This is a genomic window from Streptomyces sp. NPDC050610, from assembly GCF_040654875.1.
Lineage (GTDB): Bacteria > Actinomycetota > Actinomycetes > Streptomycetales > Streptomycetaceae > Streptomyces.
Window position 1 is genome coordinate 151,301 of the sequence record NZ_JBFAIV010000005.1, and the last position, 16,271, is coordinate 167,571.

Consider the following 16,271-nt stretch of genomic DNA (forward strand, 5'->3'; position numbering starts at 1 on the left):
CTGCTTCCGGACGGCGTGGACGCACCACGCGACACGGGGACGCCACACCGGCCCCCGCACAACCCTTGACTGCGGTTCCCGCCCTCACCACGATGACGTGGGCCTGGGCCGCCCAGGGGCCGGGCGCCCGTACGAGCCGTCGCCGAGCCGATCCCAAGGAGCCCCTGACGTGACCCTCGCGACCGCGCCCAGGCGGTCGGCCGAGCCCGTGAGCGGGCCGCGCGCCGCCGGGGGCTGGTTCCTGGTGCTGCCCGCGCTGATCCCGATCCTCCTGCTCAGCGTCGGCCCGCTGCTCTACGGCATCGCGCTCGCGTTCACCGACTCCCAGTCGGGCCGCACGGCGCCCACCCGCTGGATCGGCCTCCTCAACTTCCGCGACCTCCTGCACGACTCCCTCTTCTGGGAGTCGTTCCGCGTCGGGCTGGTGTGGGCGGTCGGCGTCACCGTCCCGCAGTTCGTGCTCGCCCTCGGCCTCGCGCTCCTCCTCGGCCAGAACCTGCGGCTGCGCTGGGCGGCCCGCGCCCTGGCGATCGTGCCCTGGGCGATGCCGGAGGTCGTCGTCGGCATCATGTGGCGGCTCGTCTACCACCCGGACGCGGGCATCCTCAACGAGACGCTGGGCACCGGCGTCGACTGGCTGGGCGGGCTGTCCACCGCGCTGCCCGCCGTCGTCCTCGTCGGCGTCTGGGCGGGCATGCCGCAGACGACGGTGGCCCTCCTCGCCGGGCTCCAGAACGTGCCCGGCGAGCTGCACGAGGCCGCCGCCATGGACGGCGCGGGGGCCTGGCGGCGGTTCGCCGCCGTGACCTGGCCCGCCATCCGGCCCGTCGCGCTCGCCATCAGCGCGCTCAATTTCATCTGGAACTTCAATTCCTTCGCCCTCGTCTACGTCCTGACCAACGGCGGCCCCGGCGGGCACACCCGGCTCCCCATGCTCTTCGCCTACGAAGAGGCCTTCCGCTACGGGCAGTTCGGCTACGCGGCCGCGATGGGCTGCGTCATGGTCGCCGTCGTCGCCGTGCTCCTCGCCTGCTATCTGGCGGGCCGGCTCAACGGAGGCGAGGAATGAGCCGGGGGCGCCCCGCGCGGCGCGCCGCGACCCGCGCCGGCCAGTACCTCGCCCTCCTGTGCTACCTCGTCTTCCTCGCCTTCCCCCTCGCCTGGCTGCTCTCCACTGCCTTCAAGCCCGCCCGCGAACTGGCCTCCCTGCACCCCGGCTGGATTCCCGATCACCCCACCCTCGACAACTTCCGGCAGGCGTTCGACGAGCAGCCCCTGCTGCGCGCCGCCCTCAACAGCCTGACCGCCGCCGCCTCGGCCGCCCTGATCGCGACGGTCATCGCCACGCCCATGGCCTACGTACTGGCCCGCCGCCGCTCCCGGCTGACGCGGGCGGCGAGCGGCTGGGTGGTCGTCAGCCAGGCGTTCCCCATCGTCCTCGTGATCATCCCGCTCTTCCTGGTCCTCAAGACCCTGCGCCTGGTCGACACCGTGCCGGGGCTGGTCATGGTGTACGTCGTCTGGGCGCTGCCGTTCGCGCTGTGGATGCTCACCGGGTACGTACGGGCCGTGCCGCGCGAACTGGAGGAGGCGGCGGCCGTGGACGGCGCGGGGCGGCTGCGGACCCTGGTCTCGGTCACCGCGCCGCTGCTCGCGCCGGGCATCGTCGCCACCGTCCTCTTCGCGTTCATCACCTCCTGGAACGAGTTCTTCTTCGCGCTGGTCCTGCTGAAGTCCCCGGAGAAGCAGACGATGCCCGTCGTACTGACCCACTTCATCGGCGCGGAGGGCGTGGCCGACCTCGGCCCGCTGGCCGCCGCCGCGCTGCTCGCCACCCTCCCCTCGCTCGTCCTCTTCGCGTTCGTGCAGCGGCGGATCACCGGCGGGATGCTGGCCGGGGCGGTGAAGAACTGATGCGCACGCGCCCGTTCGCCGCCGTCGCCGCCCTCGTCTGCGCGCTCGCCCTCCTCCTGGCCGGCTGCGCCTCCGGAACGGACCGCGACGACGGCCGGATCACCCTGCGCTACCAGTCGCTCGCCTGGCAGGACGAGTCGGTGGAGATCAACAAGCGCCTGGTACGGGAGTGGAACGCGGCCCACCCCGATATCCGGGTCGAGTACGTGCAGGGGAGCTGGGAGAGCGTCCACGACCAGCTCCTCACCTCCTTCGAGGGCGGCGAGGCGCCGGACATCATCCACGACGCCTCCGACGACCTCGCCGACTTCGCGTACGGCGGCTACCTCGCCGATCTCGGCCCCCTCCTGCCCGCGCGCCTGAAATCCGATATCCCGCGGCGGAGTTGGCAGGCTGCGACATTCGGCGAGGGCGTCTACGGTGTGCCGTTCCTCCAGGAGCCGCGCGTGATCATGGCGAATCGCACGCTGCTCAAGAAGGCGGGCGTGCGCATTCCCGACGCCGAACACCCGTGGAGCTGGCCGGAGTTCGAGGAGGCGGCCAGGCGGATGACGCGCGGCGGCACGTACGGCGTCGCCTGGCCGCTGAAGGACCCGGTCTCCGCGACGCTCAACCTGTCCTTGTCCACCGGCGGCCAGGTCTTCCACCGGGGCGCCGACGGGAAGGCCGCCGTCCGCTTCGCCGCCGCCGACCAACGGGTGCCGCGCGTCATCCGCGACCAGGTCGTACGGGACCGCTCGGCCGCCCGTACGACGCTGTCCATGGGCGGCGCCGACACCCTGCCGGGCTTCTTCGGAGGCAAGTACGCGATGGTGCCGCTCGGGTTCTCCTACCGCCAGCAGATCGTCCAGCAGGCGCCCGAGGGGTTCGACTGGACCGTGCTGCCCGCGCCCGCCGGGCCCGGCGGCGAGCGGAGCCAGGGCGTGAGCCCGCAGACCCTGTCCGTGGCCGAGGACAGCCCGCACAAGAAGGAGGCGGTGCGGTTCATCGACTTCCTGCTGCGGCCGGCGAACATGGCGCGGCTCGCGAAGGGCGACTGGATGCTGCCCACGGGCGCCGAGGCGCTCGCCGCCCCGGAGCTGCACACCGCGCGGCACGGCTGGTCCACGGGCGCGGCGCTCGCCGCCGATCTGCGCCCGGCCCCGGCCCGGTCGGTACGCGGCTACCCGGAGTGGAAGGACAAGATCGCCACGCCCGCGTTCCAGGAGTACTACAGCGGCGCGATCGGGATGGGCGAGCTGCGCCGACGGCTGGTGGAGGACGGGAACTTGGTGCTGGCGCGGTATCAGAGGTGAGGGGGGTACGGGCGCGCGTACGCCCGTACCGCGCCCGTCGGGGTCGGCGCCGCGCCCACCCGGAAATGACATTGCACGATACGTATCGTCTCGCATAGCGTGCCGTCCATGCCAACGCCACAGCGTGCCCATATCGCCATGTTCAGCATCGCGGCCCACGGCCATGTCCAGCCCAGCCTGGACGTCATCCGCGAGCTGGTCGCCCGTGGCCACCGCGTCACCTACGCCATCCCCGAACCCCTCGCCGAACTGGTCGCCAGCGTCGGCGCGGAGCCCGTGATCTACCGTTCGACGCTGCCCACGGAGGAGCAGCCCGAGGCGTGGGGGAGCGAGCTGATCGACCACGTCGAGATCTTCCTCAACGACGCCATCCAGGCGCTTCCGCAGCTCGCCGCCGCCTACGAGAACGACCGCCCCGATCTGGTCCTGTACGACATCACCGCGTACCCGGGCCGGGTGCTCGCGCACCGCTGGGGCGTGCCCATCGTGCAGCTCTCCCCGAACCTGGTCGCCTGGGAGGGATACGACCAGGAGCCCGTGTCCGAGCCCTTCCGGGCCATGAAGGAGACCCCGCGCGGCGCGGCCTACGACCAGCTCTTCCGCGACTGGCTCACCGAGCAGGGCATGACCATCGACCCCGACCTCTTCATCGGCCGGCCCGACCGGATCATCGCGCTCATCCCGCGCGCCCTCCAGCCCAACGCCGACCGGGTCGACGGGCGGCGCACCACCTTCGTCGGCTCCTGCCAGAGCGACGGCGGCCACCAGGGCGACTGGCAGCGGCCCGCCGGGCTCGACCCCGACGACAAGGTGCTGCTGATCTCCCTCGGCTCCACCTTCACCAAGCTGCCGGACTTCTACCGCGAGTGCGTCAAGGCGTTCGGGGACCTGCCCGGCTGGCACGTCGTGCTCCAGGTCGGCAAGCACGTCCAGGCCGCCGACATCGTCCCCGAGGGCGCGGCCCTGCCCGCCAACATCGAGGTGCACCACTGGGTGCCGCAGGTCGCCATCCTCGGCCAGGCCGACGCGTTCATCACCCACGCCGGAGCGGGCGGATCGAGGGAGGGGCTCGCCTGCGGCGTCCCGATGGTGGCCGTGCCGCAGGCCGTCGACCAGTTCGGCAACGCGGCGGTCCTCGAAGAGCTGGGCGTCGCCCGGCACGTACCCACCGAGGAGGCCACGGCCGAGCGGCTGCGCGAGGCCGTGCTCTCCCTCGTGAACGACCCGGCGGTGGCCGCCCGCTGCGCCGAACTCAAGGCGGAGCTGGCGGCGGAGGGCGGCACCCCGCGCGCCGCCGACCTCATCGAGGCGGAGCTGCCGGGCTGACGGGCGGGGGCGGACGGGGCGTACGGGGCGTGGGGGCCGGGTTCCCTGTCAGGGGAGCCCGGTGCCGCCGTCCGCGCGGGGCGGGCAGCCGTACGGGAGCCCGCCCCGCCAGGGCCGTCGAAGCCGTCCCGGGCTCCGAAGGGCGCCCGGAAATCCCGCGGAAGCGACCGCCGCCGAATAGCTGTCCAATTTGCCGTCGTTGGTTGGGATTTGGAGTTACATAGGGGCGTTGCGTATCTCACACATGGCTATGGCGGTTGTATTGAGCGCGTCAATCCGACAGTGTTTCGAGTTATCCCGGAGCGGATCTTCCCGCGCTCCGGGAGTACCGCAACAAGGCTTACCGCTCAACAGGCTGCCGACGACCGCGAGATGGCCCCGGGCCGTATGCGGGCCGACGCCGCACCGGAGACCGCCATCGGCCGCCGTGCCTTTCCCCCACGAGGCACGGCGGCCGATGGTCCCGTGCGGCCCGGGGGCTAATGGCGGTGGACCGCCGGTCCGTCGATCCGGAACCGGTCGCCGTTGCGGGGGCCGAGCCTGACGGCGACGTGCAATCCCGTCGACGCCTCGTCCACGGCGAAGTCCGCGCCCGCCTCGGCGAGACGCGCGCTCTTCTGCCCCCGGTACCGGAAATACACGCTGAGGCGGTGCTCGCCGGGGCGCACCGGGATTTTCGCGGCGCCCCATTTCGCGGCGCATTCCCGTCCGTCGACCTCGATGACCGGCCTCGTCAGCAGGTGGTGGAACCATGCCGCGACGGGAGACGGTCTGACGTCGATGTCAACCATGACAACTGCCCTTTGTTCCGCCATATATCGATGTTAGAAGCCGTAACGGAAATCATCAACGTAACGTGATCCGCGGCCTTTTCCTGGTGGTGACACCAATAGGCTCGGCCATGGGCTCGGCCCGCCGCCCATGGCATGCTTTCCTCAACTGATCGACAAGGAGCACGGCATGAGCGGCGCAATGGGCGGCATGGACGGTTACGTATGGGCCGAGGCGGCGAAGACGCCGGCCAAGGAGCTGTTCCCCGGCATCCGGCTGCGCACCCTGTGGACGGGGGAGAACGGCGCCTCGGCCCATATCGTGGAGATCGACCCCGGCAGCTGCTGGGAGGGGCTCGACGTGCACGAACCCGGCCCCGAAGAGGTCTACGTCGCCTCCGGCGTCTTCAACGACGGCGTCCGCGACTACCCCGCGGGCAGCTTCATCCACGCCCCGGCCGGCTCCTCGCACATACCGCAGTCCACCACCGGCTGCACGCTCTTCATCTTCTACCCCGAGGGCTGATACCCCGAGGGCTGACGGCGGGGGCCGCCGAGGCTGTCAGTCCCCGAGCGGCGCCGCGCGCCGCGCCCGCCCCTGCTCCGGCACGCGCGAAGCAGGCGATACGGGCGGTACGGGCGACCGCGCCCCGTACGACAGCGCCAGCACCGTCCGGCGCAGCCCGGCGCGGCGCAGCGGGGTGACGCGGTGCACGGACGCGTCGCCGCGCAGCAGATACGCGTCGCCGGGCCGGTGGTGCGCCCGCATCGCCACAGTGCTCTCCAGCCCGGCCGGGTCCAGCTCGCCCGGCGCGTACTCCAGCAGCCCGCCGTCCCGCGGCGAGGACGGCGCGTCCGCGCACAGCACGAACGTCAGCGGATGGCCGTCGAGATGCGGGCCGTGCGTATCGCCCCGCCGGTGCAGCACCGTGAGCACATAGCGCTCCAGCAGGTCCGGCGCCTCGACCGCCTCGACGCCCGAGATCCGCCGGATCAGCGCGGCCAGCGACGCGTCCGCGTACAGCCGGGGTATCCAGGGCGCGAGCGCGCCGGCCACCTGCCCGCTCACCGTCGCCATGCGGCGCGGCGAGGCGTCCGGGGCCGTCACCGTGAAGTCCCGCCGCCGCGCGAGCCGTTCCAGCCGCCGCGTCTCGGCCCGCAGCGCGCCGAGCCGGGCCCCGCGCACCACGTCCGGCAGCTTCACATATCCGTCCCGCTCGAACCGCTCCCGTAACCCCTCGCCCGGAGCGCCCGCTTCGGCGAGCTGCGCCAGGCGATCCGGTTCGAGCACCGTCTCCACACTTCTGATCGGCACGATCGCACCTCCTCGGTCCGTACTGACCGTGGCCAACGTGCATCGCAGTGTAGGCATGGCCTCAGCCGTCACGTATGGCTCTTGGGAGGGAAAGACAGGATCTGTACGACCCCTTGGCGTCCGCTTATCGGCCAGTGGCGCCGCCCCGGCCGGCCGGTCAGGCGCTGAGCGCCGGGAGGCTCTCCGACGGCGCCGCCACGGCCTGTCCGTACCGGAGAGCCATCAGCCGCGCCAACTCCTCGCACGGCCCCAGCACTTCGGCGAGCAGGTCCGCGCCCGCCTCCCGCGCGCCCCGCGCGATCCGGTCCGGCAGCCGGCCGGGAGCGACGACGTACGGGGCCACGGCGACGCGCCGGGCCCCCTCGGCGCGCAGTTCCCGCACCACGTCCTCGGTCCTCGGCAGCCGGGCGGAGGCGAACGCGGGCCGCACGGCGCGCCAGCCGGTGCGCCGCCACTCCCGCGCGATCCCGGCGAGCACCTCGACCGCCTCCGGGTCGCTGGAGCCCGCCGAGGCCAGCACGACCCCCGTCGAGCCCCGGTCCTCGGGGCGCGCCCCGGCCTCGTACAACCGCCTCTCCAACGCGCCGACCAGCAGCGGCGAGGGCCCCAGCACCTCGGCCCGGCGGACCGCGAGCCCCGGCAGCCGGGCCGCGGCCGCGTGCAGGACGGCCGGGATGTCGGATTTCGCGTGGAACGCCCGGGTCAGCAGCAGCGGCAGCGCGACCGCCTCACGTCCCCCGTCCGCCGCGAGCCGCGACAGCGCCTGCGGCACGCTCGGCGCGCAGAAGTCCAGATAGCCGGCCTCGACGCGCAGGTCCGGGCGGAGCGAGCGGACGCGCTCGACGAGCGCCCCGACCGTCGCCGCGTGCCGCGGATCGCGGCTGCCGTGCGCGACGACGAGCAGCGCGGGGGCCGGGCCCGGGGCGGCCAGGCGCCGCACGCCCGTCAACGGGCGCCCGCCAGACCGCGGTTGCGCAGCACCCGGCGCTCCAGCGGGCTGAAGATGATCAGGTCGATGGCGATGCCGACGAAGAGGATGAGGATGATGCCGAGCAGCACGCCCGGCATGTCGGAGTCGGTACGGGCGTTCTCCAGGTACTGGCCCAGGCCCAGCCCGAGGTCGGGGGAGGAGGCGATGAGTTCGGCGGCCATCAGCGACCGCCAGGAGAACGCCCAGCCCTGCTTGAGCCCCGAGATGTAGCCGGGCAGCGCGGCCGGCAGCAGCACGTGCCACGCCCCGCGCACCCCGGTGGCGCCGATGGTGCGGCCGGCGCGCAGGTAGAGCGGCGGCACCTGGTCGATGCCGGAGACCAGGCCGTTGGCTATGGAGGGCACCGCGCCCAGCAGGATGACCGCGTACATCGCAGAGTCGGTGATGCCCAGCCAGATCACGGCGGCCGGCACCCAGGCCACCGACGGCAGCGACTGGAGGCCGGAGAGGATCGGGCCGAGCGCGGAGCGCACGACCTTCACCCGGGCCACCAGCAGCCCCAGCGGCGTGCCGATGGCGAGCGCGGCGAGGAAGCCGAGCAGGCCGCGCGAGACGCTCGTCCAGACGATGTCGCCGAGCGTGCCCTGGAGCCACAGGACGCGCAGGCTGTGCCAGACGGCCGAGGGGTCGGGCAGCTTGTAGTCGTCGGTGACCTCCGCCAGGACGAGCAGCTTCCACACGGCCAGGACGAGCAGCACGGCGACCACCGGCGGCAGCACCTTGTGGAGCAGGGTGTGGGAGATCGGCACCCGCTTGACCTGCACGGTGTCGAGCGCGTCCAGCCCGGCCTCGACGCTCGCCAGATCGTGCCGCCCGTCCGGCCGTCCGGTCTCCTCGGCGGTGGTCTCAGTGCTGGCCATGGCGGCGGATCTCCCCACGCAGTTCTTCGGTGATCTCGACGGACAGCTCCGCGACGGCCGCGTCCTCGATGCGGCGCGGCTGCGGGATGTCCACCGCCCACTCGCGCGCGACCCGGCCGGGCCGCGAGGACAGCAGCACCACGCGCTCGGCGAGCCGCACGGCCTCGCGGACGTTGTGCGTGACGAAGAGGACCGACAGCTCCGTCCCCTCCCACACGCGGGTCAGCTCGCCGTGCAGCACATCGCGGGTGATCGCGTCCAGCGCCGCGAACGGCTCGTCCATCAGCAGCACCCTGGAGTCCTGCGCGAGCGCGCGGGCCAGCGCGACGCGCTGCCGCATGCCGCCCGACAGCTCGTGCACCCGCTTGCCGTACGCGCCGCCGAGCCGTACGAGCTCCAGCAGCCGCTCCGCCTCCGTCCGCCGCTCCGCCCGCGGCATCCCGCGCATCCGCAGCGTCAGCTCGATGTTCCGGCCCGCGGTCAGCCACGGGAACAGCGCGTGCTCCTGGAACATCAGCGCGGGCCGGCCGCCGGGCACCTCGATGGCGCCGGACGTCGGCTCGTCCAGCCCCGCCACCAGGTTCAGCAGCGTCGACTTGCCGCAGCCGGAGGCGCCCAGGATGCAGACGAATTCACCCGGCCGGACGTCGAGGGTGATGTCGTCCAGGACGGGCTGGGCCGCGCCGGGGCGGCCGAAGGACTTGTGGACGCGGTCGATCCGTACGGCGGCCGGTGCGGTCGCGCCGCCGTCGTCCTTCAGGGGCGTCTCGGTGGTCAGTGCCGGTGCCATCGCCGGTCACCTCCTGTCAGCTGGGTGGGCGGTGCGGATGGGGGCCGGGCGCTACTTCGCGCCGAGCCCCGCGGCGTCGACCGTCGGCCTGCCCTCGGCCTTGAGCACTTTGTTGAGGAGCGTCAGGTCGTAGACGCCGCGCAGATCGGGCTCGGACAGCAGCCCGGCCTTGACGGCGTGCCGCGCCTCGGCGTCAAGCGTCGAGGCGAGCGGGTCGTCGGTGACGCGGATGCTCCGCCAGGCCGGGTCGAGGATCTCGGGCGGCAGTCCCTTGCCCGCCAGGGCGCCGAGCGCGGCGTTGGCGGACGCCCGGGCCTTCGCGGGGTTCGACTTGATCCAGGCGTTGGTCTTCACCGAGCCGCGCAGCACGGCCTCGACGACGTCCGGATGGCGGGCCAGGAACTTCTGGGACACGATCACATTGGTGATCACGAACTTGCGGTCCGGCCACAGCGTGGACTCGTCCAGCAGCACCTTGCCGCCGCCGGCCACCAGCCGCGACGCGGTCGGCTCGGGCACCCACGCGCCGTCCACCGAACCGGACTTGAAGGCGTCCGGGGTCACCTTGTTGTCCGTACGGACCACGGAGACGTCACCCTTGCCGCTCTGCGGGTCGACCTTCCAGCCGCGCTGGGCGATCCAGTTGAGGAACGCCACGTCCTGGGTGTTGCCCTTCTGCGGCGTGGCGATCTTCTTGCCCTTGACGTCGTCCAGGGACTTGATCTTCTCGGGGTTCACCACCAGCTTCACGCCGCCGGACGCGGAGCCGGAGACGATCCGCAGGCCGGTGCCGTGCGTCTTGACGTAGCCGTTGATGGCCGGCGACGGGCCGATCCAGCCGATGTCGATCGAGCCCGCGTTGAGCGCCTCGATCTCGGACGGGCCCGCGTTGAACGTGGTCGACTTGACCTTGGTGCCGCCCAGCTCCCGCTGGATGATCCCCTCGTGGTCGCCGACCAGCGCCGTGGCGTGCGTGAGGTTCGGGAAGTAGCCGATCTTCACGGAGTCGAGGCCGTCGACCTTCTTCCCCGTCGCGGTGGCCTTGCCGCCGCCGTCCTGCCGCTGGGAGCCGTACCCGCAGGCCCCGAGGGTGCCGATCAGCAGCGGAAGGGCGGCGGCGGCCGCCAGGAAGCGGCGGCGGGGCGGGCGTACGGCAGACATGGGAGGGGTTCCTCTCACCAAGCCGGGTACAGCGCGCCCTAAGGCGCGCCCGGCGGTTCAGCGGGGCTTCGGGATCGGGTGCGGCGCGTGGCGGAGTCCGTCGTCAGCGCGCACATCGCCCGACCCCGCCCTGGCCGCTGCCGAGGGAGCCGCTGCCGACGCGGCCGCCCTCCTTGTCGAAGGTCGAGAAGAAGTCCCGGGCCGCCATCAGAAGTCCCAGCCCGAATCGGCGTTGTCGTCCGCCTGAACGCCCGGCCGGGACGAGGCGAACGCGGCGCCCGCCATCCCGGCGGTCAGCGTCGTGCCGTCGGCGGGGTCGATGAGGAGGAAGGAGCCGGTGCGCCGGGAGTCGGCGTACGCGTCGAGGGCCAGCGGCTCGGCGGTGCGCACGACGACGCGGCCGATCTCGTTGGCGGCCAGCTCCCCGGGCGCCGGGTGCTGGGAGAGGTCGTCGAGCGTCAGCCGCGACGGGATGTCCTTGACGATCGCCTTGACCGTACGGGTGGTGTGCTTGAGCAGCACCCGGTCGCCGGCCCTCAGCGGCCGGTCCGCGACATGGCAGACCGTCGCCTCGATGTCCCGCGTCGCGGCGGGCGCGCCCGCGCTCGGTGCGATGAGGTCGCCGCGGGAGACGTCGAGGTCGTCGGCGAGGCGCAGCGTCACGGACTGCGGGGCCCAGGCCACGTCCACGCCCCGGCCGAGCGCGTCGATGCCGGTGATGGTGCTCGTACGGCCCGACGGCAGCACCGTCACGGCCTCCCCGACGCGGAGCACGCCGGACGATATCTGCCCGGCGTAGCCGCGGTAGTCGGGGTGCTCCGGGGTCTGCGGGCGGATCACGACCTGGACGGGGAAGCGCGCGGGGTCACGGGACGGGTCGGCGACCACGGCCACCGTCTCCAGGTGCTCCAGGACGGTCGGGCCGCCGTACCAGTCCATGCTCGCGGCCGGGGTGACCACGTTGTCGCCGGTCAGGGCGGAGATCGGGATCGCGGTGATCTCCGGGACGCCGAGCGAGGCGGCGTACGCGGTGAACTCCTCGGCGATCGCCGCGAACACGGGCTCCGCGTAGTCCACGAGGTCCATCTTGTTGACGGCGAGGACCACGTGCGGCACCCGCAGCAGGGCGGCCACGGCGGCGTGCCGGCGGGTCTGCTCGACCACGCCGTTGCGGGCGTCGACCAGCACCACGGCCAGCTCGGCGGTGGACGCGCCGGTGACCATGTTGCGGGTGTACTGCACATGCCCCGGGGTGTCGGCGAGGATGAACCGCCGCCGGGGCGTGGCGAAGTAGCGGTACGCGACGTCGATGGTGATGCCCTGCTCGCGCTCGGCCCGCAGCCCGTCCGTGAGCAGCGCGAGGTCCGGGGCCTGCTGCCCGCGGCTGCGGGAGGCGTGCTCGACGGCCTCCAGCTGGTCGCTCAGCACCGACTTGGAGTCGTGCAGCAGCCGCCCCACCAGGGTGGACTTGCCGTCGTCGACCGAGCCGGCCGTCGCGAAGCGCAGCAGCGAGGTGGCGCCCGTATCGAGGGTGGTGTCGAAGGTCGTGGTCATGGTTAGAAGTACCCCTCGCGCTTGCGGTCCTCCATGGCGGCCTCGGACAGCTTGTCGTCGGCGCGGGTGGCGCCCCGCTCGGTGAGGCGGGAGGCGGCGATCTCCGCGATGACCGCCTCGATGGTGGCGGCGTCGGAGTCGACGGCGCCGGTGCAGGACATGTCGCCCACCGTGCGGTAGCGGACCGTGCGCCGCTCGACGTGCTCGCCGTCCTTGGGGCCGCCCCACTCGCCGGGGGCCAGCCACATGCCGGAGCGGGCGAAGACCTCGCGCTCGTGCGCGTAGTAGATGGCGGGCAGCGCGATGGACTCGCGGCCGATGTACTGCCACACGTCCAGCTCGGTCCAGTTGGACAGCGGGAAGACGCGGACGTGCTCGCCGGGGGAGTGCCGGCCGTTGTAGAGCTGCCACAGCTCCGGGCGCTGGCGGCGCGGGTCCCAGCCGCCGAACTCGTCGCGCAGCGAGAAGACGCGCTCCTTGGCGCGGGCCTTCTCCTCGTCGCGCCGGCCGCCGCCGAAGACCGCGTCGAAGCGGCCCGTCTCGATGGCGTCGAGCAGCGGCACCGTCTGGAGGGGGTTGCGGGTGCCGTCGGGGCGCTCGCGCAGCCGCCCGTCGTCGATGAACTCCTGGACCGAGGCGACGTGCAGGCGCAGCCCGTGCTCCGCGACGGTCCGGTCGCGGTAGTCGAGGACCTCGGGGAAGTTGTGCCCGGTGTCCACGTGCAGCAGGGCGAACGGCACCGGCGCGGGCGCGAACGCCTTCAGCGCCAGGTGCAGCATCAGGATCGAGTCCTTGCCGCCGGAGAAGAGGATCACCGGCCGCTCGAACTCGCCCGCCACTTCCCGGAAGATGTGCACCGCCTCGGACTCCAGCGCGTCCAAGTGCGACAGGGCGTAGGGATTCTCGGTGTCCTCACCCACGGCTGCCACCGTCGTCATGCCAGTCCCCTCTCACTGAGCAGCGCGAACAGTGCCGCCGCGGATTCGTGGACGCCCTGCTCGTGCGCCGCGATGCGCAGGTCCGGATCGGCTGGTGTCTCATATGGATCATCTACCCCGGTGAGCCCCGTCAGCTCGCCGGCCGCCTGCTTGGCGTAGAGCCCCTTGACGTCCCGTACGGAGCACACCTCGACGGGCGTGGCGACGTGCACCTCCAGATACGGGGTGCCGGCCTTCTGGTGCCGCTCGCGCACCGCCGCGCGGGAGTCCGCGTACGGCGCGATGACCGGTACCAGGGCCTTCACGCCGTTCGCGGCGAGCAGCCCGGCGACGAAGCCGATCCGCCGCACATTGGTGTCCCGGTCCGCGCGGGAGAAGCCCAGCCCGGCGGAGAGGAACTCCCGGATCTCGTCGCCGTCGAGCACCTCCACCCGGTGTCCGTCCGCGCGCAGCCGCTCCGCCAGCGCGTACGCGATCGTGGTCTTGCCGGCGCTCGGCAGCCCGGTCAGCCAGATCGTGGCCCCCTGGTCGGGCAGGCTCATCGCACTCTCCTGAGGTCTCGTCATGTCAGCCGTGCAGCCCGCACTCGGTCTTGCCGCTGCCCGCCCAGCGCCCGGCGCGCGGGTCCTCGCCCGCCGGCACCCGGCGCGTGCAGGGCGCGCAGCCCACCGAGGCGAAGCCGTCCGCCAGCAAGGGATTGGTGAGCACGCCGTGCTCGGCCACGTACGCGTCCACATCATCCTGCGTCCAGCGGGCGATGGGCGAGACCTTCACCTTCCGCCGCTTGGCGTCCCAGCCGACGACCGGGGTGCCGGCCCGGGTCGGGGACTCGTCGCGGCGCAGCCCGGTCGCCCACGCGTCGAACCCGGCGAGCCCTTCCTCCAGCGGCCGGACCTTGCGCAGGGCGCAGCACAGGTCCGGGTCGCGGTCGTGCAGCCGGGGTCCGTACTGGGCGTCCTGCTCGGCCACCGACTGGCGCGGCGTCAGCGTGAGTACGTTGACGTCCATGACGGCGGCGACCGCGTCGCGGGTGCCGATGGTCTCCGGGAAGTGGTAGCCGGTGTCCAGGAAGACGACGCGCACGCCCGGCAGGACGCGCGCGGCGAGGTGGGCGACGACCGCGTCCTCCATGGAGGAGGTGACGCAGAAGCGGGCGCCGAAGGTGTCGGCGGCCCAGCCGAGTATGTCGAGCGCCGAGGCGTCCTCCAGCCTCCGGCCCGCCTCCTCGGCGAGGTGCGGCAAGTCCGTGGTGGCTGTCACGAGCCTTCTCCTTCGGACGCTTGGGACGCTTCGGACGCTTCGGCGGGGACGCCGGCGGTCAGGCCCCGCGTCAGCAGCCCCCGGTACCTGAGCTGGAAGGCGCGGTTGCAGCTGTGGCACTCCCAGCCGCCGTGCCCCTCCTCGGAGGGGCGCAGGTCCTCGTCACCGCAGTACGGGCAGTGGAACGGTGCGGCGCGCTCGCTCATGAGAGATCGTCCTCCGAGGCGCGCGCCGCCCAGGCCGCGAACCGCTCGCCGTCCGTGCGCTGCGCCTCGAAGCGGGTCAGCACGCGCTCGACGTAGTCGGGGAGCTCGTCCGAGGTGACCTTGAGGCCGCGCACCTTGCGGCCGAACCCGGCCTCCAGGCCCAGCGCGCCGCCGAGGTGCACCTGGTAGCCCTCGACCTGGTTGCCGTCCTCGTCGAGCACGAGCTGCCCCTTGAGACCGATGTCCGCGGTCTGGATACGGGCGCAGGCGTTGGGGCAGCCGTTGATGTTGATGGACACGGGCTCCCGGAACTCCGGCATCCGGCGCTCCAGTTCGTCGATGAGCCGGGCGCCGCGCGCCTTCGTCTCGACGATGGCCAGCTTGCAGAACTCGATGCCCGTGCAGGCCAGCGTGGCGCGCCGGAACGGCGACGGCGCGACCTGGAAGTCCAGCGCCTCCAGACCCGCGACGAGCGAGTCGACCTGGTCCTCGGCCACGTCCAGGATGATCATCTTCTGCTCGACGGTGGTGCGCAGCCGGTCGGAGCCGTGCGTCTCCGCGAGCTCGGCGATCTTCGTCAGGGTCGTGCCGTCGACCCGGCCGACGCGCGGCGCGAACCCCACGTAGAAGCGGCCGTCCCGCTGCCGGTGCACGCCCACGTGGTCGCGCCACCGCGAGGACGGCTCATCGGGGGCGGGCCCGTCCACCAGCGCGCGGCCGAGGTACTCGTCCTCCAGCACCTGACGGAACCGGGCCGGTCCCCAGTCGGCCATCAGGAACTTCAGCCGCGCGCGGTTGCGCAGCCGCCGATAGCCGTAGTCCCGGAAGATCCCGACGACCCCGGCCCAGACGTCCGCCACCTCGTCCAGCGGCACCCACGCGCCGAGCCGCTCGGCGAGCCGCGGGTTGGTGGACAGGCCGCCGCCCACCCACAGGTCGAAGCCCGGCCCGTGGACCGGGTGCACGACCCCGACGAACGCGACGTCGTTGATCTCGTGCACCACGTCCTGCACGGGCGAGCCGGAGACCGCGGTCTTGAACTTGCGCGGCAGGTTGGAGAACTCCGGGCTGCCGATGTAGCGGTCGTGGATCTCCTCCACGGCGGGCGTGCCGTCGATGATCTCGTCCGCGGCGACCCCGGCCACCGGCGAGCCGATGATCACGCGGGGGCAGTCGCCGCACGCCTCGGTCGTGGACAGCCCGACGGCCTCCAGCTTCTCCCAGATCGCGGGCACGTCCTCGATCCGGATCCAGTGCAGCTGGATGTTCTGCCGGTCGGTGATGTCGGCGGTGCCGCGGGCGTACTCCTCGGAGACCTCGCCGACGGTGCGCAGTTGCCGGGCGGTCAGCCGGCCGCCGTCGACGCGCACCCGCAGCATGAAGTGCCTGTCGTCCAGCTCCTCCGGCGACAGGATCGCGGTCTTGCCGCCGTCGATGCCGGGCTTGCGCTGGGTGTACAGGCCCCACCAGCGCATCCGGCCGCGCAGATCGCTGGGGTCGATCGAGTCGAAACCGGCCTTCGAGTAGATCGTCTCAATGCGTGTCCGCACATTGAGACCGTCGTCGTCCTTCTTGAACTGCTCGTTGCCGTTGAGGGGCGTGTGGTGGCCGACGCCCCACTGGCCCTCGCCGCGGTGGCGGCCGGCCTTGCGGCGGGGCGGGGCGGCGACGGGGCGTTCCGGCGTGGTGGCAGCCATGGCGGTGTCCTTCGGGGCGGCTCTGGGAAAGCGGATCGTGCCCGCGGGCACCCCGGCAGGCCCTGGGCGCGCGGGCGTACCCGGCAGGGCACAAGGAGCCACGGCGGCGGTGGGCGTATCAGGGTGCGGTCCGTCCGCGCCGGCGAGGGCGGCCGGGACGGCGGGAAAGCGGGAAAGAAGTCGGCGGTGCTGGG

General features: G+C 72.7%; 17 protein-coding genes. 5 read left to right on the forward strand and 12 right to left on the reverse strand.

The window, feature by feature from the left end; translation table 11 throughout:
- The first annotated feature begins 169 nt into the window (after positions 1-169).
- The 4 genes from AB0I22_RS08555 to AB0I22_RS08570 all read left to right on the forward strand — a co-directional run bounded on the left by AB0I22_RS08555 (position 170) and on the right by AB0I22_RS08570 (position 4,535).
- Positions 170-1,069 carry a sugar ABC transporter permease gene (locus tag AB0I22_RS08555; RefSeq protein WP_363129916.1) on the forward strand — a complete coding sequence of 300 codons (900 nt, stop codon included), beginning with the start codon at positions 170-172 and terminating at the stop codon, positions 1,067-1,069.
- Entirely contained in the window at positions 1,066-1,914 is an 849-nt protein-coding gene (locus tag AB0I22_RS08560) for a carbohydrate ABC transporter permease (RefSeq protein ID WP_363129917.1), read from the forward strand. Before AB0I22_RS08555 ends, AB0I22_RS08560 begins: the two co-directional genes overlap by 4 nt.
- Positions 1,914-3,209 (forward strand): sugar ABC transporter substrate-binding protein, encoded by a 1,296-nt coding sequence (locus AB0I22_RS08565; RefSeq protein ID WP_363129918.1) that lies wholly within the window; start codon positions 1,914-1,916, stop codon positions 3,207-3,209. Before AB0I22_RS08560 ends, AB0I22_RS08565 begins: the two co-directional genes overlap by 1 nt.
- A 108-nt stretch (positions 3,210-3,317) precedes the next feature.
- Positions 3,318-4,535 carry a macrolide family glycosyltransferase gene (locus AB0I22_RS08570; RefSeq protein WP_363129919.1) on the forward strand — a complete coding sequence of 406 codons (1,218 nt, stop codon included), beginning with the start codon at positions 3,318-3,320 and terminating at the stop codon, positions 4,533-4,535.
- A 479-nt stretch (positions 4,536-5,014) separates the two neighbouring features.
- Here AB0I22_RS08570 and AB0I22_RS08575 read toward each other — a convergent pair whose 3' ends face one another.
- Positions 5,015-5,326, reverse strand: coding sequence for a hypothetical protein (locus AB0I22_RS08575; protein WP_363129920.1), 312 nt, complete (start codon positions 5,324-5,326; stop codon positions 5,015-5,017).
- A 169-nt stretch (positions 5,327-5,495) separates the two neighbouring features.
- On the opposite strand from AB0I22_RS08575, the gene AB0I22_RS08580 reads away from it, so the two are divergent.
- Complete coding sequence (locus AB0I22_RS08580; protein WP_363129921.1) at positions 5,496-5,831, forward strand: cupin domain-containing protein; 336 nt, start codon at positions 5,496-5,498, stop codon at positions 5,829-5,831.
- Positions 5,832-5,867: 36 nt separating this feature from the next.
- Here AB0I22_RS08580 and AB0I22_RS08585 read toward each other — a convergent pair whose 3' ends face one another.
- The 11 genes from AB0I22_RS08585 to AB0I22_RS08635 form a co-directional block, all read right to left on the reverse strand.
- Complete coding sequence (locus tag AB0I22_RS08585) at positions 5,868-6,620, reverse strand: hypothetical protein (protein WP_363129922.1); 753 nt, start codon at positions 6,618-6,620, stop codon at positions 5,868-5,870.
- 157 nt (positions 6,621-6,777) lie between these two features.
- Positions 6,778-7,560: a sirohydrochlorin chelatase gene (locus tag AB0I22_RS08590; RefSeq protein ID WP_363129923.1), complete on the reverse strand. Its 783-nt coding sequence runs from the start codon at positions 7,558-7,560 to the stop codon at positions 6,778-6,780.
- Positions 7,561-7,565: 5 nt separating this feature from the next.
- Positions 7,566-8,471, reverse strand: a complete 906-nt coding sequence (locus AB0I22_RS08595) for an ABC transporter permease (RefSeq protein WP_363129924.1) — start codon at positions 8,469-8,471, stop codon at positions 7,566-7,568.
- Positions 8,458-9,261, reverse strand: coding sequence for an ABC transporter ATP-binding protein (locus AB0I22_RS08600; RefSeq protein WP_363129925.1), 804 nt, complete (start codon positions 9,259-9,261; stop codon positions 8,458-8,460). The genes AB0I22_RS08595 and AB0I22_RS08600 overlap by 14 nt, the downstream gene beginning before the upstream one ends.
- A 51-nt stretch (positions 9,262-9,312) precedes the next feature.
- Positions 9,313-10,422, reverse strand: a complete 1,110-nt coding sequence (locus tag AB0I22_RS08605) for an ABC transporter substrate-binding protein (RefSeq protein WP_363129926.1) — start codon at positions 10,420-10,422, stop codon at positions 9,313-9,315.
- 207 nt (positions 10,423-10,629) lie between these two features.
- Positions 10,630-11,976 carry a GTP-binding protein gene (locus tag AB0I22_RS08610; protein ID WP_363129927.1) on the reverse strand — a complete coding sequence of 449 codons (1,347 nt, stop codon included), beginning with the start codon at positions 11,974-11,976 and terminating at the stop codon, positions 10,630-10,632.
- A 2-nt stretch (positions 11,977-11,978) separates the two neighbouring features.
- The gene (gene cysD / locus AB0I22_RS08615; protein ID WP_363129928.1) at positions 11,979-12,914 is read right to left on the reverse strand and encodes a sulfate adenylyltransferase subunit CysD; all 936 of its coding nucleotides are present in this window, start codon (positions 12,912-12,914) and stop codon (positions 11,979-11,981) included.
- Complete coding sequence (cysC, locus tag AB0I22_RS08620; protein ID WP_363129930.1) at positions 12,911-13,456, reverse strand: adenylyl-sulfate kinase; 546 nt, start codon at positions 13,454-13,456, stop codon at positions 12,911-12,913. The genes cysD and cysC overlap by 4 nt, the downstream gene beginning before the upstream one ends.
- Before the next feature lie 25 nt (positions 13,457-13,481).
- The gene (locus AB0I22_RS08625; protein WP_363129931.1) at positions 13,482-14,174 is read right to left on the reverse strand and encodes a phosphoadenylyl-sulfate reductase; all 693 of its coding nucleotides are present in this window, start codon (positions 14,172-14,174) and stop codon (positions 13,482-13,484) included.
- On the reverse strand, positions 14,171-14,380 hold the full coding sequence (locus AB0I22_RS08630) for a hypothetical protein (protein ID WP_363129932.1): 210 nt from the start codon (positions 14,378-14,380) through the stop codon (positions 14,171-14,173). The genes AB0I22_RS08625 and AB0I22_RS08630 overlap by 4 nt, the downstream gene beginning before the upstream one ends.
- On the reverse strand, positions 14,377-16,077 hold the full coding sequence (locus AB0I22_RS08635; protein WP_363129933.1) for a nitrite/sulfite reductase: 1,701 nt from the start codon (positions 16,075-16,077) through the stop codon (positions 14,377-14,379). The genes AB0I22_RS08630 and AB0I22_RS08635 overlap by 4 nt, the downstream gene beginning before the upstream one ends.
- Positions 16,078-16,271: the final 194 nt, after the last annotated feature.

What these genes read in the sequence shown, in the direction of transcription:
- AB0I22_RS08560 (WP_363129917.1), top strand. Translation starts at nt 1,066, where the DNA reads ATGAGCCGGGGGCGCCCCGCGCGGCGCGCCGCGACCCGCGCCGGCCAG.
- AB0I22_RS08565 (WP_363129918.1), top strand. Translation starts at nt 1,914, where the DNA reads ATGCGCACGCGCCCGTTCGCCGCCGTCGCCGCCCTCGTCTGCGCGCTC.
- AB0I22_RS08570 (WP_363129919.1), top strand. Translation starts at nt 3,318, where the DNA reads ATGCCAACGCCACAGCGTGCCCATATCGCCATGTTCAGCATCGCGGCC.
- AB0I22_RS08575 (WP_363129920.1), bottom strand. Translation starts at nt 5,326, where the DNA reads ATGGTTGACATCGACGTCAGACCGTCTCCCGTCGCGGCATGGTTCCAC.
- AB0I22_RS08580 (WP_363129921.1), top strand. Translation starts at nt 5,496, where the DNA reads ATGAGCGGCGCAATGGGCGGCATGGACGGTTACGTATGGGCCGAGGCG.
- AB0I22_RS08595 (WP_363129924.1), bottom strand. Translation starts at nt 8,471, where the DNA reads ATGGCCAGCACTGAGACCACCGCCGAGGAGACCGGACGGCCGGACGGG.
- AB0I22_RS08600 (WP_363129925.1), bottom strand. Translation starts at nt 9,261, where the DNA reads ATGGCACCGGCACTGACCACCGAGACGCCCCTGAAGGACGACGGCGGC.
- AB0I22_RS08605 (WP_363129926.1), bottom strand. Translation starts at nt 10,422, where the DNA reads ATGTCTGCCGTACGCCCGCCCCGCCGCCGCTTCCTGGCGGCCGCCGCC.
- AB0I22_RS08610 (WP_363129927.1), bottom strand. Translation starts at nt 11,976, where the DNA reads ATGACCACGACCTTCGACACCACCCTCGATACGGGCGCCACCTCGCTG.
- cysD (WP_363129928.1), bottom strand. Translation starts at nt 12,914, where the DNA reads ATGACGACGGTGGCAGCCGTGGGTGAGGACACCGAGAATCCCTACGCC.
- cysC (WP_363129930.1), bottom strand. Translation starts at nt 13,456, where the DNA reads ATGAGCCTGCCCGACCAGGGGGCCACGATCTGGCTGACCGGGCTGCCG.
- AB0I22_RS08630 (WP_363129932.1), bottom strand. Translation starts at nt 14,380, where the DNA reads ATGAGCGAGCGCGCCGCACCGTTCCACTGCCCGTACTGCGGTGACGAG.
- AB0I22_RS08635 (WP_363129933.1), bottom strand. Translation starts at nt 16,077, where the DNA reads ATGGCTGCCACCACGCCGGAACGCCCCGTCGCCGCCCCGCCCCGCCGC.